Source organism: Falsiruegeria sp. JB4-1 (genome assembly GCF_055693495.1).
In genome coordinates, this window is sequence record NZ_JBVFTZ010000001.1 from 4,154,817 (window position 1) to 4,177,101 (window position 22,285).

Below are 22,285 nucleotides of genomic sequence, written 5' to 3' on the forward strand. Positions count from 1 at the left end.
GGCAAAGTAGGAGGCACAGAGCCATGTCGGCTCTTTCAACTATTCCTGAAGTGAGGTGACTTTGACCCGATCACTTACCAGTGCTGCCTCCCACAAGTGGTTATGTGGGCTATCGAACTCAGTCCGATATTCGTTGGCAATGGTTCGTTGCGTGGGTCATAGGCTGAGGCTGCTAGATCGCTGTTGCTTGCGTCAACAAAAGAATTCGGGAATCGCAAATTCACCGCGTGTTCCGGGAACCTTCCCGTTTAGGGTGTGTCGCTGGAGCCAAATCTGCTTGGTTGTCTGTCGCGTAGACAGAAAATCTGGGGAATCTGGCAAGGCGGTTCGGTCACACAGCTTCTCATGAGAAAGCCGCAAAGGGACTTGGCGTTTGGCCCACTTCCGGCCCAAAGCTGTCGTTCGACCAAGGACACCTACGCCGCAATGCCACCCGTCGAAGGAGACCTTCGCTGCGCCTGCAATATAGTTAGGCGGACGGAGGTCGGGATCGCGGACAAACCGGCCTGATGCTAGTGCAGCGAAATTCTCGGCCGCGCGCCCATCAAATACAGGACTACGTCGCAGCAGTGCAGCGCGTTTTATCAGCACTCTGATGCCGTCCGTAAGTTAGCGCAGGCATAAGGCAGGTATCGCCCTGATGTCGATGCATTCCTCAGGTTCAATTTCAAAGCTCATTGGCGTCAAAGCGCAGCTAGCGCAGCCTCGGCCCGCGCCAGCAGAGGCACCGCTCCCTGTGCACGCGCATTCGCAATCGCCTGCTCATAGGCCTGCGCAGCGCCAGCGGGGTCACCTTCCGCTCGCCTTATGTCCCCGAGAACGCGCTGCAGCACTGGCTCCGCCCAATGTTCGCCACAGGTCTCCGCCTCTGCCAGCCCTCGTTTGACCGCTTCAACTGCTCCGAGTGCGTCTCCCGCGCGCAGCCGGGCTTTGGCCTGCTCCGCGATGAAAAGGGTGCCCACAGCCAGCATCCCGCTGCCTGGTACGCCTCCAGCGCAGTGTCGAGTTTTGCCGCTCCGTCTGGGTCGTCGGTCATGCATGCAATTACCGCCTCGTAAATGCTGGCGAAGAGCTTCCATAGCGTCATGTCGTGCTCCATGCCGACCCGACGCATCTCTTCTGTTACTTCGCGCGCGCGGGAGATGTCGCCTTCCCAAACTGCCAGCATGATGTCGTGCAGCGCGGCATAGCAGAATGTGTTGGCGTGGTTTAGCTCGCGCGCCCGCGCCATAGAGCGGTCGGCGACAGCCAGTGCACCTTCACGGTCTCCGCATATCCACATCGCCAGTAGCATGTAGCACCAGATCTGCACGCCCGGGTCCTGCGCGAACTTGCTGGAAAAGTCAGAAATCTCCGCCTTCTGGTACAGCGAATACGCAGTGTTCAGATCCTCCAACGCCTCAGGCGAACGCCCCATCGCGATCAGCGTTGCCGCCCGCATCCGGCGTGAGATCAGCCGCGGGATCGGGTCGGCCTCTCCGGCCATCTCGCCCACCAGCTGGTTAGCAGTCTGGTAGGCGCGGTGAAGCCGGTTGCCGATATAGGGCGCGATCCAAGCGCCGTAGTAGATTGCCACGCGCAACTCGGCGCTCTCGGTTGAGGCCATCCGCTGCATTGCTTTGTCGAACACCTCCGAAGCCTCGGCCGAAGCGTAGCCCTCTTTGGCGATATAAACCTGTGCCAGTTGCACAAGCAACGCCAGTTCGCGCTCGCGCCAGGCCGGGTCGTCCAGAAGGAAAGCCACTTCTTTCAGCGCCATTTTCAGATGATTAACCGCCTCGTCATAAGCGGGCCGCGCCTGCGCCCGCGACCCTGCCTCAGCCCAAAGCTCCACCGCCTTTTCTGCCAGTCCCGCCTCGGTAGCATGGTGTGCGACGAGCTCCGGTGCGGCGCCTTCGGCCTCGAACACCTGCACCAGCCGTCCGTGGATCTCCTGCCGTCGGCGCTTGAGAAGGCTCTCGTAGGCAACGTCTCGCACCAGCGCGTGCTTGAAGACGTAACTGGCATTGGGCGGCGCGCCACGGCGGAAGATAAGCTCACTCTGTTCAAGCTGCACCAACGCGTTGTCTAGCGCCTGCTCATCGACCCTTGCGATCTTTTCGAGGGCCGTACGCTCGAAACGCCGTCCTATGCAAGCCGCCATCTGCGCCACCTCCTTAATCGGCTGTAGCCGGTCAATCCGGGCCATCAGTGAATCGTGCAAGGTCGCCGGGATGGTCACGCGGCTGAGAGGGCCGACCAGCTCATAGGCTGTGTCCGTCTCGCGCAGCTCGCCCGATTCCAGGATGGTCTTGGTCATCTCCTCGATGAACAGCGGCACCCCGTCGGTGCGGGCAATAATCTCGTCGACTAGTTCAGCCGGCAGCGTCTTCCCGTTGGCGATCTTGGCAAGCACGTCCGCCGTCTGGTCTGAGCCGAGCCGGTTCAGCGCCAGCTTACTGACGATTGGATGGCCGCCAAAGCCGTGAGCAAAGCTCGGTCGCGCAGTGATCAGGATCATTGCCCGCTCAGTGGTAATTCGGTCAAGACAGGCCTCGAGCATCGTGAGGGTGGAGGCGTCGATCCAGTGTGCGTCTTCCACCACCATCAGCGAGGGCTTCTCGCGCGCGAGCGCCCTGACTTCCTCGGCAGTATCTTCCATAATTCGATTTCGCACCTGCTGCGGGGTCAGGTCGAGCGGTCCGAGTTCAGCGGTCATGTCGATCTGCATCAGTTCGGCAACGATCCGCGGATCGGCCCTGCGCAAGTTCGTCCGCAACTTGTCAAACCGGTCTGCCGGGCTGTCTCCCTCGGTCAGGCCCATTGCGTGCTCGAGTTGCTGAATCACGGGATAGAAGCTCGAATCCGCGTGGTACGGCGAGCAGTGGTAGCTTATCCGATAGTGCTCGCGCCGCGCGATCTCGTCGATCACAGCCCGGGTCAGGCGTGACTTGCCAATCCCGGCCTCACCAGTGAGTACCACGACCTGCCCTTCGCCCTCCTCGGCTCGGCGCCAACGCTCCATGAGCAGGCCCAGCTCATGGTCACGTCCAACCATCGGCGTCGCCGACGCCTGCGTGTCATCCTCGAACCGGCTTGCGAGGCTGCGCTCTATCTCGACCCGCCAGGCTTTTACTGGCCACTCCACTCCTTTCACCTCGATTTCGCCGAGGCTGGAAACTTCGAAATCTTGCCCCAGCAGTGCCCGGGTCTCATCGGCCACAACGATCTGGCCGGTTTCAGCGACGCTCTGCAGCCGCGCAGCGAGGTTAGGCGTATCACCGACCACTGCCTCTTCCTGCGCTGCACCCTCGCCGATCAGGTCCCCAACCACGACCAGCCCGGTGGCGGCGCCAATCCGTACCGACAGCTCGCGTCCGTCCGGCGCGCGCATGCCCTGCATCGCACGAATGATCTCCAACCCCGAGCGCGCTGCCCGGCTGGCGTCGTCCTCATGCGCACGGGGCCAGCCGAAATAACAGAGCACACCGTCACCCATGTATTTTGCGACCTGCCCCTCGTAGCGCGTGACAATTCCGGCCACCGCATTTTGATATCCGGTGATCACATCGCGCATGTCCTCTGGGTCGAGCGTTCTCGACAACTCCGTTGAGCTAATCAAATCGACGAACATCGTGGTTAAATGCCGCCGCTCCGCCTCTCTGCTCCCGCGTTCCAGGACAGAGGAAGTGGCATCTTCCTGTTCCCTTTCAAGCGCCGCGCGCAGTCGTTTGCGAGCGCCGAACGAGAGGCCCAACTCGCGCATATCCTCGTCGGTGAGGTCAAAGAGAATATCGAGATCGACCTCGTTTTCGGCGAGGATCGTCTCCAGCCCGGCCAAATTGCGGGTCGACAGCCATTGCGACAGATCCGGCATTGTTGCGATACCCCGATATCATTGGTGCAGGTAGTATGTTCCATGGATAACCCGTATGCCGCAAATGAATATTTGGTTGGGTCTGGATGGACATCCGTCGATCTGTCCAGCAGGGTAAGCGGAGCGACAAATTTGATGGGGCTCAAAATGCCGATTGACCAGCACAGATTTGACAATCAGGTCGTCGCTTACTCGGCGGCGTGGAACTTCGGTAACCCTGAGGCAGTGGCCGACCACTATGCACCAGGCAAGGGTATTACCATCAACCGCGGCGAAAACCAGTTCGGCCGCGAGGAGATGGTCGCCATGGCCGCAGGCTTCATGGGCTCATTCCGCGATCTCAAGCTGACCTGCGATTTCACCCGCTTGGCAGGCGACCACGCCGTCTTTGGCTGGACGCTGGAGGGCCACCATGCCGAAACCGGCAATTTCGTCCGTGCCAGCGGCTGGGAGGAATGGGATCTTGATGACGACTGTAGGGTTACCAACTCGCTCGGCTGGTTCGACAGCGTTGACTACGAACGGCAGGTTGCGGGCTGACAACTTTCGAACGACACAAGCTGTCCAGCTGCGGCTGCTCTGGGCTCGTAGCAGACCTCGGAAGCGGAGCAGCATTCTAACAATTAGGCGGCTAGACTTCGGTCACTCGCGGCCCAAAGCAGGCGTTGATGCATCATGCGGCTAAGGTCCGCTTCGAGCCCCAAAGAAGAGTTTGCTTCCAAGATTTGCCCAAAAGGTTGCTTGGACAAAGGTATGAAACAGCTCAAGACCAAATAACTAGATTATTCGGCTGCATGCGGTACGCCTGCGTATTTTGCATCCACTTTTCTGCGAACTATTTCGGCAATCAGGATGCCTGCGGGTGCCGATCCCCAAATGCAGATCTGGATTGCGAGCGCCTCCATGTCGCGAAAGAGCGGATCAATCACAAAGAGAACGATCCGGAACAGCCAGAACGAGCCCCACATCGAGCCGACAAAACGCCACATCCAGATGCGATGCCCAGAGGTGTCCTTCCGACGGATCGCAAGCACCCCCATGACCGCCGTGGCATAAACGAACATCGACATAGAAAAGAAGCCCATAGACGACATCAATCCGCCGTACTCACCGACTGAGCCGTGCTGGGCCGCAAGGATTACCGCGCAGCCAACGCCGAGGGTTAGTACGGCAAAGCTGATACGACCAATGAGCGCATGATTGCGCCCGGTTCCGCCGGGAAAAAACATCTGCACATGCATCAGGACGAAGACGATGGAATTGCAGATGACATGGCCCAATAGCAGCGCCGACCGCATCTCGGGGCCGTTCGCGAAACGGTCGTAAAATGCCACACCCCACGCCGGATGGTTGGTATAGGTGTCGCCCCAGACCGAACAAGAGTTGTCAGGGCAGGTCAAAACGGCATTGGCCGTGGTGGGATCGGTTAAGCCCAAATTGATCAGGACGTCATAGATGCCGACGAAATTGGCAATCGCAGCAGCAGGGCCGTTAACAACATAGCCAAGGTTCAGATAAAGCATCAGGGCGACACCAAAGAGCAGTACCGGCAGGAACTTCCCGCGCATGACCGCGTAAACCGCAAGACAGGCCCAGACCACCAAAGCGGCAAAGACCGACATCACTCCAATTGGCAAAGCCATTTCGTTCTCCCAATCCGAAACGTGCACGCTTCAGGCTCGCACAATGAACGTGTCCAAAGCAATGTTCTTGGTGATCTGCGCCGCGCCTTGCTCAGAGGCAACACCGGCTACGCGACAGTGACACGTGTTTCGAACAGGAAGTCCTGGAGCCTTTCTTCCACGCGAGATGCAGAAGACCCGTCGCCCTCTGACAGCGACACCGTCACGCACAACCCGCGGGGTCCTCCGGCCTCGACTGTCACTTGGGCTTCGGGCAACTGCATCTCGTCATGAAGTAGATTTGAGACAACCATACTGGCGGCATCGCACCGCAGGCTGGGTTTGTAGATCTTGCCCACAGAAGTCAGAGGAATCTCGTCAACAACCTGAATGAACTTTGGCCAGGCCGGTCGTTCATCAATCGTCTGTCGGGCATGCTCCATAAGGTCTTCAAGGTCGACCTGCGCTGATGGGTGAAGCTGGATGAAACACATCGGCAGTTCTCCGGCATAGGGATCTGGCATTCCCACAGCCGCCGCCAAAGCCACAGACGGATGCGTGCTCATGGCATTTTCGATCATCACCGGATCAATGTTGTGACCACTGCGAATGATCAGGTCTTTTGAGCGGCCCGCAACATAAAGACACCCCTGCGCGTCTTTGTATCCCAGATCACCCGAGTTCAGCACACCATCTGCGAAAACCCCGTCATTGTGCTTGGGATCGCTGTATCCCGGAGACACGTGGGGGCCCTGAATTGCGATGACACCGATCTCTCCGGTGTCGCATTGCGCGCCCAAACGCCCGTCACTCTCCAGTTTCCGAACCTCAACGGTGGTGTATGGCAATGCCCAGCCTACGGAACCTGCGGTGCCGGAACCACTAAGGGGATCGATGCTGATAAGGCCGGAAGCTTCTGTCATGCCAAGGATTTCAAAGAGAGTGCAGCCAGTGACCTCGTTGAATTTCTGTGCCACGGCAGGCGGCAACAGGGATGCACCGGTGGCCCCCGCGCGAACACGCGAAATATCGTGATCTTCGACCGGCGTTTGCAGAATTGCGCCAATCGCAGTCGGTACGCCACCAACGATTGTCACGTTGTATTCCGCAACAAGCCGCCAGAAACTTCCAACGACCGCCGGATTTCGCAGGCCCGCTGGTGTCATGACCAGCAATTCAACACCGGCCATAAAGCAACTGAGCCCGCCCACAATCGTGCCCGCGACGTGAAAGAGGGGAAAGGTCGCGGTAAACACATCATCTGGGCGAAAGCCGCACATGACGGCCCCGCCGAATGCCGCGACCAACTGGCTGCGGTGTGTATGTGCCACCAGTTTGGGCACACCGGTTGTGCCTCCGGTGTGAAAATAGGCGGCCAGATCGGCACCGCTGCGCGCCTCTCCAAACGTCAGGTGATCGTCAGGCTGCGCCATCAAGGCTGCGGCAAAATCGACCACGCCAGGTTCGGCTGGCGCACCCGGAGGAGATACACGCACAAGAACGAGATCCGGGATCTGGGCCCGCAGCGCCAGGGCTTTTTCCCAGATGTCCAGTTGCGGATGAGGGCCGAGAGCTACCAGAATCTTGGCTTTGGAAGCTTTCAGAAGTTCAGCAATGCTCTCGGGCTGCAAAAGGAAGTTGATTGGCACGGCATAACCTGCCGTCTCCGCGCCCCAGAGTGTGACATGCGTTTCAGCCAGCGCAGGCAGCATGTACGCAACACCCGGCGCATCCCCTCCGATGTCCGAAAATAGATTTGCCGCGCGCCTGATTTGTCCCAGCAATTGTTGATAGGTTACACGGCGCGGCTCTTCATCCGCGGCCCCAGTCATCAGCATCGTGAGCGCGGTTGCTTCGGGGTCTCGCGCGGCGCTGTTTTCAAAGACCTCCAGAATGCTTTGCTCGGGCAACCGCGCATCAAGCGTCATCTCGGCTTCAAATTCACGCAGGTCACGTTGCGATCTGATCGGCTGGCTTCCCAGAATGGCCATGAAGTGTCCTCGCCCTCGTTAATGGATTTATTAAGCTTTTGTCGTAGTGTCAGGAAATGCAACCCTGATGCACCGCTTCGGGCATGGAAGCAGATCGGTACTACAACGACTTGAAGCCAATCTCAGTCATTTCGAAGTGTCGAATTGACGAAGACCCATTCACACAGCGGCGAAGGTCCACTTGTAGTCAATTTTTTCTGAGGCAGGATCCAGCCCTAAGCAGACATTTGTCCAGCGGGCAGCGAACGACTTCTTCGAGCCCAACCTGTTCATTTGTTGGAGCGCAGCGAACGGCGGCTTTTGCTATGCGCAGCAGGACTTACCTTCCTGTATCGGCGGGCAAGGCACGGTTGCATAAGAGCAATAGACGCAGCAATCCCCTTCGAGCGGTTTCAGCACCGCATGGCAAGACTTGCATTCATAAAACCATTGGCACGCATCTGTTGGCATGGTTTCCACCTGCGAATGTCCACACTCTGGACACGTGATTTTGCTGTTCAGTTCGATTTGTTGATCATCCATGTTCTTCACATCAGAGTTATCAGATAGTCATTGATGCGAGCCTCGTTAAACACGACGACCCACGCGAGGGCAGTTAGAACGGTGCTTCCTGCGAGCCACCATTTGAGGTGAGATAGAGAACCTTTTCGGTAGGCAAAGAGCCATGCCAACAAGAGAACCAGCGTTGAACCCGCCAACACATAAAAGCTAATTGCGGCGATTTTTCCAAAGACGGCAAGCCAACCGCCACCTAATCCGACGAGCATCATCGTCATCGGAAGAACGCAACACGCAGCCACTCCAAGCGCTGATACTGACACCAAGAAACTTGCTTGCACGTAGTTCTTCATTGGCGTGCTTCCCGCCATAGAGCAAACATTTTTCTCGCTGCGTCTTCCTCCCACAGCGGTGAACTGGTTGCGAGAATGAAAGCAAGTGTTGTTAAGCTGAGTAAAACCACAGTTGAGCGCCTTTGGCTTGCGCATTGCCAACGTCGCAAAAGACGAAGCCACCCCCAAACTAGTATCAGCCCTACGACCGCGAGAATTTCGACGCGGTATTCTACAAATGGGCCAAGCATGACAAGCCATGATCCGCCCAAGCCAATTATGGAAAGGCCAATCGGTAGGACGCAGCATGACGCGCTGAGCAAAGCGAGCAATCCAGCACCGCCGATTAGCAGGCGGTTCGGCCCCTTGGTTCCATCAATTAAAGTTTCGGTATTCGACATCATGCCGGACTTATGCATCCTGTAGTGGCTACAGAATCAAGCGGAGTTCGATCACATGATTGCGATTGGAGAAGCATCCCGACAAAGCGGCGTTTCCATTGAGACCATTCGCTATTACGAGCGAGAAGGAATAATATCCAAAGCAGGCCGCACAGCGTCTGGACGACGCACCTATACGGACAAAGAAGTATCCGAGCTCTGCTTCATTAGGCGTTGCCGTGATCTTGGGTTTTCAATCGCGGATGTAGTGGCACTGCGTGATCTGGCCGATGCGCCAAGCGACTCGTGTGGGACGGTTGAGCATCTTGGTCGAAAACACCTTCAGGAAGTTCGAGTGAAGCTAAAGGAGTTGAGACAGCTTGAAAAAGCTCTGGCAGAGTTGGTCTCCAACTGCGCAAATGGCAAAAACGCCTGCCCGATGCTGGACGCGCTAAGGGCAAGAGGACATTGGCCGGACGGCAGGTTAGTCCGCTGAGCCGTCTTCCACCCCCTCAAAATTCTGCACTTAGTATCATCGTCCGCTTCTGGGAGGCTGCGCCGCGGCGATTTAGCACCACTTGAATGGCTGCTTTGGGCCGGAATCTGCTTTGGTCACTGAGTCCTAACCGCCGAGGAAGCTTCCTCCCAGGATCTTTGGAGTTCTCCGAGTAGCCGAGCCCGACTACGAAGGATAGCGCGATATTGCAGGCGACGGCTTCCAGCCAAATGCGGACCCAAGAAGCTTTGCACACTTGTCATCAAGTTGCGCAAATTTGTTGTAAACAGTCCATGTTTCCATACGGGCTTCAGTTCACGGATTTGCTGAGCCACCTATCTATCTGCAACACCGTTTCTTGATAGGTCCTGTCCATCATCAAATTATGGCTAGCACCAGCAATTTCATGGAAGTCAGAACCGTAGAATTCTGCTGAACGTCGGGCGCCCTTCAAACTGACAACGGCATCGTTTTCCGCTGCCAGCCAAAGCATTGGAGAACGTACCGGCTTCTTCGGTGACCAAAACGGTGGGTTGTGCTGGTTGAGAACGAGCGCGGATTCCTGATCAAGCCGAGAGTGCAATTCTTCCGGGGAAAAAGTAGCGCCATCGGTGATCAGCATTGAAGCTGCCCATTCGGCGCTCCGAATAAATGGATTGGTCGAAAGTGTTATTCCAACCAGAAAGGTCCCGACTGGATCACGCATCATATGTCTGAGCATGCAGTCTGCCCAAGTGCTGTGCGAAGTCCATGACGCAACAAGCACCACGGCGGGCAAATCATCTGCCACCTTCTTAAGATATCACTGCGCCAGTGCTCCGCCCATACTATGCCCGATCAGAACCGGTTTTTGCGGCAAGCGTTCAATTTCCTGCTTAAGGATGGACAGGTAAAACCCCATAGTTGCAAACCTGATGTTCTTCTCAATAGGCGAGGCTCCGTGGCCTGGAAGGCTGATTGCGTGGCTTTCCCAACCCTGTTTGGCGAGTATGGCCTGCCAGGGTTCCCAGCACCAAGCGCCGTGCCACATGGCATGTTGAAACAAGATCGGAGTCGCGTGTTTCTTAACCTTTGGCGTATATTTGATCCGTTCAATACCGTCCTTGATTTCACTCGAAATAGAAAGGGAGGCTCGACTGTCATCCGCCATCCGTTCAATGCCTCGTGGTTGAATCTACAAAGGGGAGCCTAGCCACGGCTCCCATCGTTGGCAATTTGAACTCTGATCCGACTTTTGGATCGCCGCGACAGCTATTTTCTATTCTTCAAATTCCAGCGTTCGCTCGAGAACGACTTCTTCTGACGTCAGGACTCTTTCGCCCAGCCCTTAGGCTCGCAGCCGAAAACCAGTCCTTGGCTCTTTGAACACAGACTTTCAACGCCATTCTTGAGGAGCGACACGCCTTGTTGCTCCTCATTTGTTGTACAGAGACTGTCAGTTCCCAACGATCTACTTTCAGACTGACTGTCCCAAAATCACACATTCCCGTCTCAAGGTGAAAAGAGATCCGTGTGAACCCACCCTACTTTCAGTGTTGTAAGGAAAACAAACTAACACACCATAAAGAACTGAAAGGAATACACAATGTTCACCACCTTCACCAAAGCAACCGTCTCTGCCGTCACCGCAATGACATTGGCCACAGCTGCCTTCGCCGATACCGGCAACTCAACGCAAACCTCGCCGCAATTCGAAAGCTATGAACTCGCCCAGACCGTTGGAATGGACCATCGCCAGGACCGCCGCGACGACCGGCAGGACGACCGCCAGGATCGCCGCACCGACCGTCAGGACTGCCGCCAGAGCGAAGGCGCAGTCGGCAACGATAAGCGCAACTGCAAACAGGATGAGCGCGGGGAACGCAACCTGAACGGCTGATGCTCTGATCCTACTTTCCACCGCCACGAACAACACACCCGGTGGAACGTTAGTACGGTCGACAAATGAAATAGCCGACAAACTCAAAACAGATGCGGGGCTTCCTTTCTCCGCATCTTTCCCGGAGGAACGCGCCGGGGGCGGAAGCCGGGTTTGGTGTGTTGATGTGCATCCGGCTTCCGTGCATTCCCTTTCAAACAACCCCCTTCATTCCCAGAGCCCACATCCGGCTCCGTTCCACCATTTCACTCCATCCTTGTCCCAAATGCGAAAGCTCGTAAGGTGGTGGGACTCGGCCGTGGGACAGAAAACGCTTTGAAACCAAAGAAGAATGAACGCTTTTTGTTTGTCTGTGACCAGGCCGAAAAGGAGCTTGGCAGAGAAGCGTTGGCCCGCTTGTTGCGCAGGGTTGGGGTTGACCCAAACCAGCCAGACAAGATCGATATCACGGCACAACAGGAAGCCACGCTGATACGGGAAACCTGCCGCTCGCTTGGCGACATCGCTTTTGCTGCCCGAACAGGACTGGCGTTTCGACAGGCTCATACCCTGACGGCCTATATCGCCAGGAGTTCGGGCACACTGCGCCGGGCAATTGAAAACTCTGTCCGGTTCTATGTTCTGGCTGATCCGGAAACCAGTTTCCGGCTGTTTCAACGGGACGCAAGAGAGGCCATGGAAGTGTCCAGCAGCGATGGTGCCTTGCTGCGTCATCACCGTTTCCAGGAATTCCTGGTCTTTGGCCTGCTGGCCCGCCTGAGAGCGCTTGCAGGCGCGGAATTTCACCCCGAGAAACTCTGCTTTCGCCATGAGGTAGGAGCGGATGTCCGAGCTTTCGAGAAGCTTGCTGGCGGCCCGGTGGAGTTTGGGAGCGACTTCAACGGACTTGTGTTCGGTGAAACAACCCTGGACCTGACGTTTGCACACCACGACCCGGATTTGGTCGACTACCTGTCCGAACTGGGGGCGGCCCAGTTGAAGAAGAGCGGACACGGGGCAGACAGCCTTCGAGCTCGGATAGAGAAGCTCATCCTCGAACACCTCCCCGGTCATATGCCATCAGCCGTTGAACTGGCTGCCGAACTGGGCATGAGCCGACGCACTGTAACCCGTCAACTCGGTAAGGAAAACACGAGCTTTCGCAACGTGGTCGAGGAGTTTCGGTTCGATCTTTCCAAGACCTATCTGAATGATGGCCTCAGCATCTCGGAGATCGCCTTCTACCTTGGCTATGCAGATCATGCGGCCTTCTCAACGGCCTTCCGCAGATGGGCGGGAAAAAGCCCAAGAGAATACCTAAAATCACGCTGAGCCAGCAGACCGCCCAAACCCATGACAACAACCCCGGCCAACAGCAACTCGATCAACGTAAAAAGGAACCGAAATGTTGTGCGGCTTAAGATGAAAAAGACGAACTGTTCCGGTTGTTTTCGTTTCTATCCAACGTGCTTCTCAAACGGAGGCGTCAGGTCTGGTTCAAAGTCGATCTAGCCCATTTAGGTACTTCGTTTGAGAAACTCCGAAATGGTGGGTGAAGGCGCGTGTGAAGTTGCCTGGCTCGTTGTATCCCAGAGCTTCGGAGACAATCTCGACAGAGTTTCCTTGCAGCATCAACAGCTCAACCGCTTGGTCCATGCGGGCTTGGTGCTGACGTCAGACACCGTGATTGGCGCTCTCGTGATGTTGCTGTTTAGAGGAGCTCTTGCGTCCCTGAGGCCTGCGGTGATCACGCAGTCTCTGGATGAACAAGAAGAAGCGATTGTGGTCCGGTATTTAATTGAGCTGAGTGCAGGATCACAGGAATATTTCCTTTGCTGGTTTCGGAAGTTGCATCCAGCTTCCAGCAAGCGCTTCAAGTTTGTCTTTCTAAGGCCAATCCACATCCCAAAAGGTCTGTTGGCTTTTTACGCAGCCTTTCCTGGGCTAAGGTGACCGGGAGCAAATCAGAAAATACGACGAATGGATTTCAACAGGCGAAAATTTCTTACTGGTTCCGTGTCCAGTTTAGCCGTGTCCGCGGCGTGTACTGTTGGAGAAGATTTCGTCCAACCCCAAACAGATGTGCCATCTCAGTTCTTGAGGGCGACTTCGGCTCGCTCTCGGCCGGTTGGCAGCGCTCAATGGTGGCAACTTTACCAAGACCCCAAACTCAACCGCTTGGCCAATCTCGGCCTAAAACAGAACTTAGATGTGCGTCGAGCTGTTGCGCGGATTGAGCAATCTCAAGCCATTCTTGAAGGGGCTGGATATCCACTGTCCGGCCAAGCGCGCATATCAGAGTTTACGGCCGCAGGGGGTGGATCTGAAGGACGAATAGACAGCGGGTTCGTGCGTGTTCAAGCCAGCTGGCAGCTCGACCTCTACGGGCGGCTGAAACGTGAACGAGAAGCCGCGCTCTACAGATTGGAAGCTGCCTATGCAGATGCCAATGTAGCGCGGACCACATTTCTCAGCGAGCTCACAACCGCTTACATTGATGCCCGTTTTTTCCAAGAGCTGATCCGCATCAATCAAAGAGTGGTGCAATCAAGAGAAGAAACGCTGGCGGCAACGGAACAGGCACGCGCCGAAGCAGCCAACTTGATCCCCACCGATCAACAATCCGATCCGAACTCTGTTTCCAAACCAGAAGTTACTGAGTTGGATGTCGCCCAGGCAAGAACGCTCGTCGCAACCGCAAAGGCAGAACTGCCGGAAGTGAAGATCCTATTCTTCAAATCCGTATCAAGAATTGGAACGCTACTAGGGCAAGCTTGGGATCGACCGCGGGAAGGTTTGGACAGAGAAGCGCCACAGCCATTGCCGGTCGTTCAGGGATTGGAAACTGGCATACCAGCAGATCTGGTGCGCAACCGTCCCGATGTCGTTCTTGCGGAAAAGAGGTTAGCTGAAGCTGTCGCTTTGGTTGGCGTAGCTGAAGCTGATTTGTACCCAGAGCTTCGTTTGACCGGTAACATCAATATCAACTACTCCGGAAATGAAGTCCTTCCTTTGGCAGGCTTCGGTCGACTGGGTTTGGATATCCCATTGTTTGAACTGCCTGAGCGACGCTCGCGTGTTCGCTTTCAGGAGGCCCGTGTTGATGAACTCAAGCTAAGTTGGGAAAACGACGTGATCTCCGCAGTTGAGGAAGTGCAGGATGCCCTTGTGAGTTTTAGAAATCACGAAGAGGCTGTATTGTTCACAGGGCAGGCCATAGTTGAATTGACAAACGTGTTGGAGCTTGCACGAGCGTCCTACATTTCGGGGCAAACCAGCTTTCTGCAAGTGCTCGATGCTGAACGAGCCCTTCTTTTAGCTGAGAATGCACTGGCCTTGGATAAACGAAATTTCGCCGTGGATTTTGTCGACCTCAACGTCGCTCTTGGTGGCTTCTTTCAATCCTAAGCTCTGATTTAACCGCTGACTTTAGACAGCGCATCCAACTTGCTATATGAGCGAAGGTCGCGATTTCGCTTCGGCTACTTTGGGCTCCTAGCAGACCTCGGAGGCGGCGCGGCATTATTAAACTTAGGCAGTCAGACCACCGTCACTTACGGCCCAAACCTGCCGTTCGCTCACCGGTCAAGATGCTGCATTTGCAGCTCGCATTCCGGACATTCGCTGTTACAGCGAGATGCGGGCGGCATCTTATGACCGGGTAGCAGACGAACTCGCCGTTCGCTGAACTTGCCACCTGGTCAGATCCGAATCTCTGGAATGTGCAGAAAACCTGTATCTCTCTACAATTTCTTGGCCCAATCAGCCGCTGTCAACCGGCTTAGCTAACTCGGCCACTTGCTCTGGCCTCAAGTACAGCCGCCCCAACGTTTCTTCCGGAATAAAGTCAGGCCAGTTTTCCGCGAGTTCCTGGGCATGGCGCTTAGCTTGTTTCATATTTCCAAGCGCATGGTGAGAAGCTGCAAGATAGGCGAGAGTTGGAGCGGAGAACGGATCGCCGGACGCTGCTGCTGAATTCAAGGAAACGATGGCTTCCCGGTAGTTTCCAAGATGAAAATTCGCCGCCCCGTTAATGCTAAGATTCGCAAACCTGCCAAGGCCGGATGTTCTCGGCCTTTCCATGTCGGATGCGGAACGGGCGGCCTCGAGTTCACCAACAAAGAGCATTAGGATAGCATAGAAATCCAAAACGTTCCCGTCTGACGGCGCAATGTTCAAGGCTATGTCAGCATGTGCCTTGGCCTGTTCGATATCCCCTTCCGCGTAGAACACCCACGAGAGCGCGGATTGGGTCCAGGAGTTAGCTGGAGAGAGCTCTTCAGCGCGATCAACGCTCTGTCGTGCTTCCTCAATTAGTAACGTTCTTTTTGGCCCGTCATGAAGAAAAAGGGCCATCGCGGCTAGACACTGAGCAGATCCTGCGTGCCCCCCAAAGTACCCAGCATCCTTGCGGATCGCCTGTTGGAACATCGCTAGAGACAGCTCCAGCTGTTGTCGTTCGAACATTGGAAAAATAATGTTCCGGGCGTGATCCGATAAAGTAACGGCTTGCAGACTGGACGGTGATTTGGCCAATCTTGCCAGGCGTTCAGCCTCCAATTTTGGGTCGCCGGAGTATTCCGGTTGCGACGGTTGTTCAACCGTGGACTTACCAAATGGGAGTACCAGACCACCTAGGCCAAAGCCTACCACTAGTGCGGCCAAAACTAGTGCGACAAGGGTCGTTTTGCCGTCCTGAACGAACGGCGGGGATCTCGATTGTCTGGTGACGAGCCTCTGCTTCGATTTCGTCAGTTCGCCGAACTTCATATCGCGGCACATACCCGCCCGTATCGATGTGGATGAAGATGGGATCATTCTGTCCGGGTCCGGCATAATACTGGGTCAGTCGACGTCTCAGACGTCCTGCGTCGACCCGAACGATATTGTGGTTGTCAGAGTGTTGATCGGGTGAGCGACCATAGACTTCTTCGGCAATTGTCTTTGCGAGGATTTTCCTGGATGGATCCGAGAGGTTTCGGTTCACCACGTATTCAAGCAGATCCCCGAGCCGACTGGCCCCTTTGAACATCTCACTTGATCTGACCCTTTGCAACTCGCCGAGGATGTCGAGTTCGGTCGGAAAATCAGCGGCTGAGAAGTCCTGTTCGGAACTGTTTGAGGCGTCATTCATTTGGTCAGATTAGTCGCAAGCCTCGAAAATCTAAAGTGTTTCACCCCTTTCACACCGTGTGAAACTGGCGTGACTGCATCTCAAAGGCTCATTGTCGTGCATGATTTTGACGGGATTCCGGAGGTCGTATGGGGGCAATAGAAGAGAGTTTTTCGGAGTTGGCCAGCACTATCCAGAAACAGCGGATTAACGACGTTGCTTTGGACGAAATCTGCAAAGACTTTGAACTTCTGACAGCAGACCTGCGCGAGCTTCCCGAGAAACAGAACGAATACAATTGTCAGATTCAAACCGATCTCCTTAACAGCCTGGACGGGTTGAAACAGGAGATACTGACAAAGGTGCGGAGGTCCTGACGGGCCACCGCTTACTAGCGTGAAGGTATCCGGGTTGCCCTTGGATGACGAGAAGCGGCCGAACCTTTTTGGCAAACAAAAGTTCGAACTTTCAAATTGGCATAGGAGCAAGGAAGCACATGACGCGAACAAGAAACCACTATTTAGGACTGATTTGCGGCTTGGCAGCACTGATCCTACCTTCAATGGCCATGGCTGAGGACGCTCCAATTGTCCGCGACGCCGAGTATCGAATACTGGAACGACAGCATGGGGAACGTTGGGCAGCGGAGGACAAGGATATTGACGCCAAGTTGGCCGAGTTCCGCGAATTGAACGGAGGCAAGCCGCCCAACATCCTTTACATCCTACTGGACGATGTCGGGTTCGGCGAATTCGGGATGCCGGATCTTGATGTCGTCAGAGGGTATTCGACGCCAAACATCTCGGACTTTGCCGAACAAGGCATGTCCATGATGCGGATGTATACCGAACCGTCCTGTACGCCGACGCGGGTTGCCATGATGACAGGGCGTCACCCGGTTCGCACGGGTTTTGATGAGGCTAAAGCCGTGCCCGAGGGCGAAGGACTGGCGGATCGCGAAGTGACTCTGGCCGAAGTTCTAAGTGAAAGTGGCTACACTTCCGTTCATATCGGCAAATGGCACATGGGCGATATCGAGCAGAGCTATGCAATCAACCAGGGCTTCGACTACGCCGAGCATCCGATCCATCAGCAGGCACAACTCGCTCTCATGAACTCGACAGCGTTGAACGAAGGTCATGTTGACGGAGTGGACCTGCGTCTTCGTTCGACTGAGCTCATTCTGGACGATACGTTCCGTATTGATCCCTATGCGATGGTGTACGGCACGGTCGGCGAAAAGGGAGGATCGATCAGGGAAGTTCACATGGAGCCGGGGCAGCAATTCTCTCAGGATGATTACCTTGCAATGGGGCTTCGTTACAAACAAAGCATGCTGAACCAGTTGGAAAAGCTTGCCGCCGAGGACAAGCCGTTCTTCCTGCAATACTGGCCTCTGATTCCGATCAGCTTCACTCGAACCGACATCGAGGAGGCAAGAACGCTGAATGGTGGTCCAGTAGCCGAGGCTATCGTAAAGATCGACGAGTACATTGGGGAAATCCTCACTCGCGTCGAAGAGCTTGGCCTAGCGGACAATACCGTTATCGTGATCATGGGTGACAATGGCCCATTCATGGAATTCGTGGATAAGAGCGGCCAGTCCGACAGGATTTATCGCGGCGGCAAAACCGAGCATCTGGAAGGCGGCGTTCGCGTTAACGCCTATGTCAGATGGCCGGAAATGATCGAAGCAGGCTCGCGGGTCAAAGACATCACGCATGTTTCAGACCTGTTCACCACCTTTGCTCGCCTTGGTGACGGCGAAGCCAGTATTCCACGCGACCGGATCATCGATGGGGTCGACCAAACTCCACTTTGGCTTCTTGGAGAAACACACGGACGTCGGGATTACGTTTTTGTCTATGAGGGGTTCGTGCTCAAGTCGCTTGTCAAACAGCAGTACAAAATGCACCTGCCGCCTCCGGGCGGGAATCCAATTCTCGCGTCCATGTACGACCTGTACAAGAATCCCAGAGAAGACAGACCCCAGGACTCCATCCGCATTGGTGTCGGTTTCGGTGCTAACTTCAGCCTCATGGCACAGCGCCATCTGGGCATGAAAGAGCTTTACCCGGATCAGCCAGCAGGGCACGGCCCACTATACGGGGGCATTGAAAACTTGCGCCCTGAAACACAAGCCCTGATTGACAACATCCTATTCGCTCAGAGCTTGACGAAAAAACCTGAATGATCAGTCGAACTGGTTTTCCTGGCCGGACGTGTTTCGGCCCGGATTTTTCTTCGCCTTCATCCAAGAAATGAGATCTCCACATGCCCCTAAAAACTACTTTCAAAGACTATCTTTGTGTCGCAACGATACTGGGCTCCATCGGAACGGCTCAGGCTGAGCCCCTCGCTTTGAGCTATTCGGACGACTGGCGGTTTGAGCTTACCGGTTATCTGTTCGCTCCTGCCTCTACGACAGGGTCCACAACTGTGGCGGGTCAGACTGTGCCATTGGATCTCAACCTGAAAGATGCGCTGGAGCTGTTGGATTTTGCCATCTCTGGCCGGTTTGAAGCCTGGCGCGGGAACCTGGGCCTCATAGCCGACATGAATTATCTGGCGCTTGAGGCCAATGCGCAGCCCGCTCCGCCGATAACCGCTGACGTGAATGTAAAGCAGGCATGGCTGGGCCTTCTGGCCGCATACCGGGTCGCATCGGGAACCACGGCGAGCGGCAATCCCTATTCCATCGACGTTCAGGCCGGAGCGCGGTACAACAGCCTTGAGCAAACGGTTGCAATTATAGGTGGGCCTGGATCTGGCACCACTTTGGGTGGAACTGAAACCTGGTGGGAACCAGTCATCGGTATCCGTGGATTGTGGAAAATCAACGACCGCTGGAGTGCAGTCGCTGCTGCTGATGCAAGTGGCTTCGGTGCGGGGGAAATGACCTGGCTTGGAGTGCGACCCTAGGGGCTGCCTACAAGACCGGGAAAAACGGTTCCCTCAAGTTCGGACTACGCCACTGTAGCATCGACTATTCAACCGTTCGCTCGGATGGCCCGTTTGCCTACAATGTCAAACAAACCGGCCCGTACATCGGGTATACCTATACCTTCAATTGACGAGTGTTCATTTACAAGGAAACACCTCAAAAATCGGTCAACCAAGGGTTACTTCCGATTTGGTCTCGGTGCGGTCCAATGCGCTTGCGGAATTGAGCCGATCTAACTGCGGCAGCACCGACTCATAGTTGACTTGCGGCAGCGCAGAGATGACCTGAAATTTTGTGCATTTTGGATGTCTGCTTCGGTAGCGCAGGCCTTAACACCTCGTGGTTGCAGCTAAGGTCCGAAGCCCGCCCTCATTACCAAAATATGCAAACCGCAGCATCGGTCAATAAGGGTTCAGAACTGCTGTTCTCAGCGGTTTGCGCGAATGGCTGGCAGCAGCACATAGTGGACATGGCCATTGGGCACCAAGGGCGGCTTCAGGTCATTCGCTGCGTTCTCAACCAATGGCTGCTATGCGCAGTTAGTATACTTTTCAAAGTCTCTGGGACAACCGTTTGCGACCGCTCGAACTCTGTTATCAAATGTCTGCTCCGATATCCGGAGCATTTGCCTCTGTTCGGATTTATTCTTTTCTAGCCAAGGTCTTGCGCGCGTTGGTTCGAGAGCCCCTTTGCGAATGCAGCTGACTTGAATAAGCTCCACTCAAGCATCTGGAGGGTGAGCAATCAGTTATTTGTACTCAATGGCGGCAGCTATGGGCCTGCTTTTAGGGGGAATGCAAATGGTGGTCTGGATGCGACTGAAGTCCGGACCAGAGTTTCTGTTGGCCTCCTTGATGGCGTTCTCCGCGGGGATTGTCGCGATCTGCGAGGCCGGGTTTCTCGGGCAACCGTCTACTGAAGCTATTCAAGCCCGGCTTGAAATACAGAATATCGCAATAGCGGCCATGCTGACCTCGATGGTTTGGTTCGTGCATTTCCGCCTTCAGTCGGGCCGTAAATGGCTGGCATGGGCCATATCCGTGACGTGGGGCGTTTGCGCCGTTGCCAGTGTCATCAGTCCGGGCAACCTCACCTTTTCTTCTGTGGAGCATGTTGAGTATCTCTCTACACCCTGGGGTGAGGCCTACGGTGTGGTGTCTGGGGAATTCCATCCGTTCAAGATTATCGCCGATCTAGCCAGCCTTGCGATCACAGTCTTTGTGGTTGATGCGACCGTGGCAGCTTTCAGGCTTGGCCACAGGCGGCAGGCGCTCCGCACAGGCGGTTCGATCCTGTTCTTCATTGTCATTGCCGGTGTACACACACCTTTGGTGGATGCGGGCATCGTGCAAACGCCTTTCATTGTATCCTTGGTGTTCGTGGCTATTTGTTTCTCGCTGGCACTGGATCTCGCCGATGATGTGGCCCTTTCAGTAAGACTGAACGCCGTCCTCCTGAAAGAGCGGCAGAGATGGAATGCTCTGACGGAAAATGTCGACCTAGCCGTGATCCGGGTCGATGCCAAAGGACACATCGCCTATGTGAATCCTTTCCTGGAAAAGATCAGCGGCAGAAGCCTCGAAAGCCTCGTGGGTATGACAGTCGCAAGCTTGGTTCCTGGCGAGCATAAAACCGAAGTGCAAAGTCTTGCGACATCAACCCAAAACTGGACCACCCGGGCCCGGAAACCGCGCCCATTGAACTCGGCGAAAGGCGAAACCCGCGAGATTGTCTGGTTTAGCGTAGCGCTGACGACAGAAGGCGGGGACCCTGATGGCTTCATTTCGTTCGGGCAGGACGTAACAGACCTGTTGATAGCCGAGGATGAAAGCAGAAAAACACGGCAAGAGATTGAACGGCTCACCCGTGCGGTCGCGCTTGGTGAACTCTCATCCTCTCTGGCCCACGAACTCAGCCAGCCAATCGCGGCCATTCTTAGTAACGCGCAGACCCTGCAAATACTGCGCAACAGAACCGGAATACAGCCCGACGAAACGGATGAGATTCTCGGCGACATTTTCGCGGACTCTCAGCGGGCCAAGGACCTCATGCACCGTGTGCGAGGTTTCATGTTCAATCAGGCGCCGAGTGTCGAAACCTTTGACCTGGGCGAAGCCGCCGCCGAAGTTGTGGACATGGTGTCCGGTGAGGCTCAAAGAAAGGGGATCAGCATCGCATTGCCTAATGCAGACAGCGTTTACCCGGTGGAAGGAGCCAAATTGGAGATCCAGCAGGTGCTGATGAACTTACTGCTCAATGCCATTCAGGCAATCAGTAGTGGTGAAGAGTCTGGAAAGGTCTCAGTGACATGGGAACGAACCGGCGAGCGCGACCTGAAGATCCGGGTAGAGGATACCGGACCCGGCTTGCCCCCTGAACTACAGAACATGGTTTTTGATCCGTTTGTTACGACGAAAGCAACTGGCACAGGTATTGGCTTGGCGGTTTCCAAGCGGATCGTCGAACGTCATGGCGGCACTGTAAACGCCGGAAAAAGCAGGTTGGGTGGTGCAGGGTTTATCGTGGAGTTGCCTAATTTCATAACCGAGGTCAAAAAGTTACGTGCCTGATTTCAAGCCAGAAATCATATTGGTTGATGATGACCCCTCGGTATTGAAAGCCTTGTCCCGACAGGTTGGCCTGATGGGCTACGAGCCTGTGGCATTTGGCGACGCCAGGAAAGCTGCACAGCATATCCGTGCAGGACACGGAGATTGCCTGCTTCTTGATCTGCGGATGCCCGAGGTATCCGGGCTGGATGTGCAGGACATGCTTGCGGGGGTTCCGGTTCCGATTGTTTTCATAAGCGGTCACGCCACAATCACGGCGACTGTTCAGGCCATGCAAAACGGCGCCGTGACCTTTCTGGAAAAGCCTGTTGAATACGCTGATTTGGAGCGGGCGATTAGTACTGCTTTACAAAAGGGAACAGAGTTACGTCTCAAGCATAGTGAACAAGTATCTGCAAAAGAGCTATTCGCGTCTCTAACTGAAAGACAGCGAGACGTCTTCCGAGTTCTGGTCACTGGGGCGACAAACAAGGAGATCGCCCATAGGCTAGGGGTCGGCGAACGAACGGTAAAGGCGCATCGTCACGCTATCATGGAACGCCTCAAAGCGGATAGCATCGCAGATATTTACAGTTTGGCCGCAGAACTTGAGCTAAACTGACCGCGCATTTCGGTCATTGCATCC

At 55.3% G+C, this 22,285-nt stretch carries 18 protein-coding genes; 9 read left to right on the forward strand and 9 right to left on the reverse strand.

Features of this window, described 5'->3' with window-relative positions:
* Positions 1-805: 805 nt before the first annotated feature.
* Positions 806-3,856: an adenylate/guanylate cyclase domain-containing protein gene (locus ACZ1HE_RS21160; protein ID WP_472624021.1), complete on the reverse strand. Its 3,051-nt coding sequence runs from the start codon at positions 3,854-3,856 to the stop codon at positions 806-808.
* 147 nt (positions 3,857-4,003) lie between these two features.
* On the opposite strand from ACZ1HE_RS21160, the gene ACZ1HE_RS21165 reads away from it, so the two are divergent.
* Positions 4,004-4,396 (forward strand): nuclear transport factor 2 family protein, encoded by a 393-nt coding sequence (locus tag ACZ1HE_RS21165; RefSeq protein ID WP_472624023.1) that lies wholly within the window; start codon positions 4,004-4,006, stop codon positions 4,394-4,396.
* A 242-nt stretch (positions 4,397-4,638) separates the two neighbouring features.
* On the opposite strand, the gene ACZ1HE_RS21170 is transcribed toward ACZ1HE_RS21165, so the two are convergent.
* From ACZ1HE_RS21170 to ACZ1HE_RS21185, 4 genes are all read right to left on the reverse strand, one after another.
* A complete protein-coding gene (locus tag ACZ1HE_RS21170) occupies positions 4,639-5,499 on the reverse strand; it encodes a hypothetical protein (RefSeq protein WP_472624025.1) in 861 nt (286 codons plus the stop codon).
* A 107-nt stretch (positions 5,500-5,606) separates the two neighbouring features.
* On the reverse strand, positions 5,607-7,469 hold the full coding sequence (locus tag ACZ1HE_RS21175) for an acyl-CoA synthetase (RefSeq protein ID WP_472624027.1): 1,863 nt from the start codon (positions 7,467-7,469) through the stop codon (positions 5,607-5,609).
* 303 nt (positions 7,470-7,772) lie between these two features.
* Positions 7,773-7,991, reverse strand: a complete 219-nt coding sequence (locus ACZ1HE_RS21180) for a GDCCVxC domain-containing (seleno)protein (RefSeq protein WP_472620108.1) — start codon at positions 7,989-7,991, stop codon at positions 7,773-7,775.
* Between the two features lie 5 nt (positions 7,992-7,996).
* A complete protein-coding gene (locus ACZ1HE_RS21185) occupies positions 7,997-8,455 on the reverse strand; it encodes a hypothetical protein (protein WP_472620107.1) in 459 nt (152 codons plus the stop codon).
* Between the two features lie 300 nt (positions 8,456-8,755).
* On the opposite strand from ACZ1HE_RS21185, the gene ACZ1HE_RS21190 reads away from it, so the two are divergent.
* Positions 8,756-9,175 carry a MerR family transcriptional regulator gene (locus ACZ1HE_RS21190; RefSeq protein ID WP_472620106.1) on the forward strand — a complete coding sequence of 140 codons (420 nt, stop codon included), beginning with the start codon at positions 8,756-8,758 and terminating at the stop codon, positions 9,173-9,175.
* A gap of 310 nt (positions 9,176-9,485) precedes the next feature.
* On the opposite strand, the gene ACZ1HE_RS21195 is transcribed toward ACZ1HE_RS21190, so the two are convergent.
* A complete protein-coding gene (locus tag ACZ1HE_RS21195; RefSeq protein ID WP_472624029.1) occupies positions 9,486-9,965 on the reverse strand; it encodes a hypothetical protein in 480 nt (159 codons plus the stop codon).
* A gap of 12 nt (positions 9,966-9,977) precedes the next feature.
* Positions 9,978-10,325 (reverse strand): alpha/beta hydrolase, encoded by a 348-nt coding sequence (locus tag ACZ1HE_RS21200; protein WP_472624031.1) that lies wholly within the window; start codon positions 10,323-10,325, stop codon positions 9,978-9,980.
* Positions 10,326-10,760: 435 nt separating this feature from the next.
* On the opposite strand from ACZ1HE_RS21200, the gene ACZ1HE_RS21205 reads away from it, so the two are divergent.
* A complete protein-coding gene (locus tag ACZ1HE_RS21205; protein WP_472624033.1) occupies positions 10,761-11,054 on the forward strand; it encodes a hypothetical protein in 294 nt (97 codons plus the stop codon).
* Positions 11,055-11,441: 387 nt separating this feature from the next.
* A complete protein-coding gene (locus ACZ1HE_RS21210; RefSeq protein ID WP_472624035.1) occupies positions 11,442-12,365 on the forward strand; it encodes an AraC family transcriptional regulator in 924 nt (307 codons plus the stop codon).
* A 165-nt stretch (positions 12,366-12,530) separates the two neighbouring features.
* On the opposite strand, the gene ACZ1HE_RS21215 is transcribed toward ACZ1HE_RS21210, so the two are convergent.
* A complete protein-coding gene (locus tag ACZ1HE_RS21215) occupies positions 12,531-12,689 on the reverse strand; it encodes a helix-turn-helix transcriptional regulator (RefSeq protein ID WP_472624037.1) in 159 nt (52 codons plus the stop codon).
* Positions 12,690-13,013: 324 nt separating this feature from the next.
* Between ACZ1HE_RS21215 and ACZ1HE_RS21220 the strand changes: the two genes are divergently transcribed.
* Positions 13,014-14,441: an efflux transporter outer membrane subunit gene (locus ACZ1HE_RS21220; RefSeq protein WP_472624039.1), complete on the forward strand. Its 1,428-nt coding sequence runs from the start codon at positions 13,014-13,016 to the stop codon at positions 14,439-14,441.
* A 354-nt stretch (positions 14,442-14,795) separates the two neighbouring features.
* On the opposite strand, the gene ACZ1HE_RS21225 is transcribed toward ACZ1HE_RS21220, so the two are convergent.
* On the reverse strand, positions 14,796-15,803 hold the full coding sequence (locus ACZ1HE_RS21225; RefSeq protein ID WP_472624041.1) for a tetratricopeptide repeat protein: 1,008 nt from the start codon (positions 15,801-15,803) through the stop codon (positions 14,796-14,798).
* 839 nt (positions 15,804-16,642) lie between these two features.
* On the opposite strand from ACZ1HE_RS21225, the gene ACZ1HE_RS21230 reads away from it, so the two are divergent.
* The 4 genes from ACZ1HE_RS21230 to ACZ1HE_RS21245 all read left to right on the forward strand — a co-directional run bounded on the left by ACZ1HE_RS21230 (position 16,643) and on the right by ACZ1HE_RS21245 (position 22,261).
* The gene (locus ACZ1HE_RS21230; RefSeq protein WP_472624043.1) at positions 16,643-18,340 is read left to right on the forward strand and encodes a sulfatase-like hydrolase/transferase; all 1,698 of its coding nucleotides are present in this window, start codon (positions 16,643-16,645) and stop codon (positions 18,338-18,340) included.
* 80 nt (positions 18,341-18,420) lie between these two features.
* A complete protein-coding gene (locus ACZ1HE_RS21235) occupies positions 18,421-19,068 on the forward strand; it encodes a hypothetical protein (RefSeq protein ID WP_472624045.1) in 648 nt (215 codons plus the stop codon).
* Between the two features lie 834 nt (positions 19,069-19,902).
* Positions 19,903-21,660, forward strand: coding sequence for a two-component system sensor histidine kinase NtrB (locus ACZ1HE_RS21240; RefSeq protein WP_472624047.1), 1,758 nt, complete (start codon positions 19,903-19,905; stop codon positions 21,658-21,660).
* Positions 21,653-22,261: a response regulator transcription factor gene (locus ACZ1HE_RS21245; protein ID WP_472624049.1), complete on the forward strand. Its 609-nt coding sequence runs from the start codon at positions 21,653-21,655 to the stop codon at positions 22,259-22,261. Before ACZ1HE_RS21240 ends, ACZ1HE_RS21245 begins: the two co-directional genes overlap by 8 nt.
* The last annotated feature ends 24 nt before the right edge of the window (positions 22,262-22,285 follow it).

What these genes read in the sequence shown, in the direction of transcription:
- ACZ1HE_RS21160 (WP_472624021.1), bottom strand. Translation starts at nt 3,856, where the DNA reads ATGCCGGATCTGTCGCAATGGCTGTCGACCCGCAATTTGGCCGGGCTG.
- ACZ1HE_RS21165 (WP_472624023.1), top strand. Translation starts at nt 4,004, where the DNA reads ATGCCGATTGACCAGCACAGATTTGACAATCAGGTCGTCGCTTACTCG.
- ACZ1HE_RS21170 (WP_472624025.1), bottom strand. Translation starts at nt 5,499, where the DNA reads ATGGCTTTGCCAATTGGAGTGATGTCGGTCTTTGCCGCTTTGGTGGTC.
- ACZ1HE_RS21175 (WP_472624027.1), bottom strand. Translation starts at nt 7,469, where the DNA reads ATGGCCATTCTGGGAAGCCAGCCGATCAGATCGCAACGTGACCTGCGT.
- ACZ1HE_RS21180 (WP_472620108.1), bottom strand. Translation starts at nt 7,991, where the DNA reads ATGGATGATCAACAAATCGAACTGAACAGCAAAATCACGTGTCCAGAG.
- ACZ1HE_RS21185 (WP_472620107.1), bottom strand. Translation starts at nt 8,455, where the DNA reads ATGCGCAAGCCAAAGGCGCTCAACTGTGGTTTTACTCAGCTTAACAAC.
- ACZ1HE_RS21190 (WP_472620106.1), top strand. Translation starts at nt 8,756, where the DNA reads ATGATTGCGATTGGAGAAGCATCCCGACAAAGCGGCGTTTCCATTGAG.
- ACZ1HE_RS21200 (WP_472624031.1), bottom strand. Translation starts at nt 10,325, where the DNA reads ATGGCGGATGACAGTCGAGCCTCCCTTTCTATTTCGAGTGAAATCAAG.
- ACZ1HE_RS21205 (WP_472624033.1), top strand. Translation starts at nt 10,761, where the DNA reads ATGTTCACCACCTTCACCAAAGCAACCGTCTCTGCCGTCACCGCAATG.
- ACZ1HE_RS21215 (WP_472624037.1), bottom strand. Translation starts at nt 12,689, where the DNA reads ATGGACCAAGCGGTTGAGCTGTTGATGCTGCAAGGAAACTCTGTCGAG.
- ACZ1HE_RS21220 (WP_472624039.1), top strand. Translation starts at nt 13,014, where the DNA reads ATGGATTTCAACAGGCGAAAATTTCTTACTGGTTCCGTGTCCAGTTTA.
- ACZ1HE_RS21225 (WP_472624041.1), bottom strand. Translation starts at nt 15,803, where the DNA reads ATGAAGTTCGGCGAACTGACGAAATCGAAGCAGAGGCTCGTCACCAGA.
- ACZ1HE_RS21230 (WP_472624043.1), top strand. Translation starts at nt 16,643, where the DNA reads ATGACGCGAACAAGAAACCACTATTTAGGACTGATTTGCGGCTTGGCA.
- ACZ1HE_RS21235 (WP_472624045.1), top strand. Translation starts at nt 18,421, where the DNA reads ATGCCCCTAAAAACTACTTTCAAAGACTATCTTTGTGTCGCAACGATA.
- ACZ1HE_RS21240 (WP_472624047.1), top strand. Translation starts at nt 19,903, where the DNA reads ATGCGACTGAAGTCCGGACCAGAGTTTCTGTTGGCCTCCTTGATGGCG.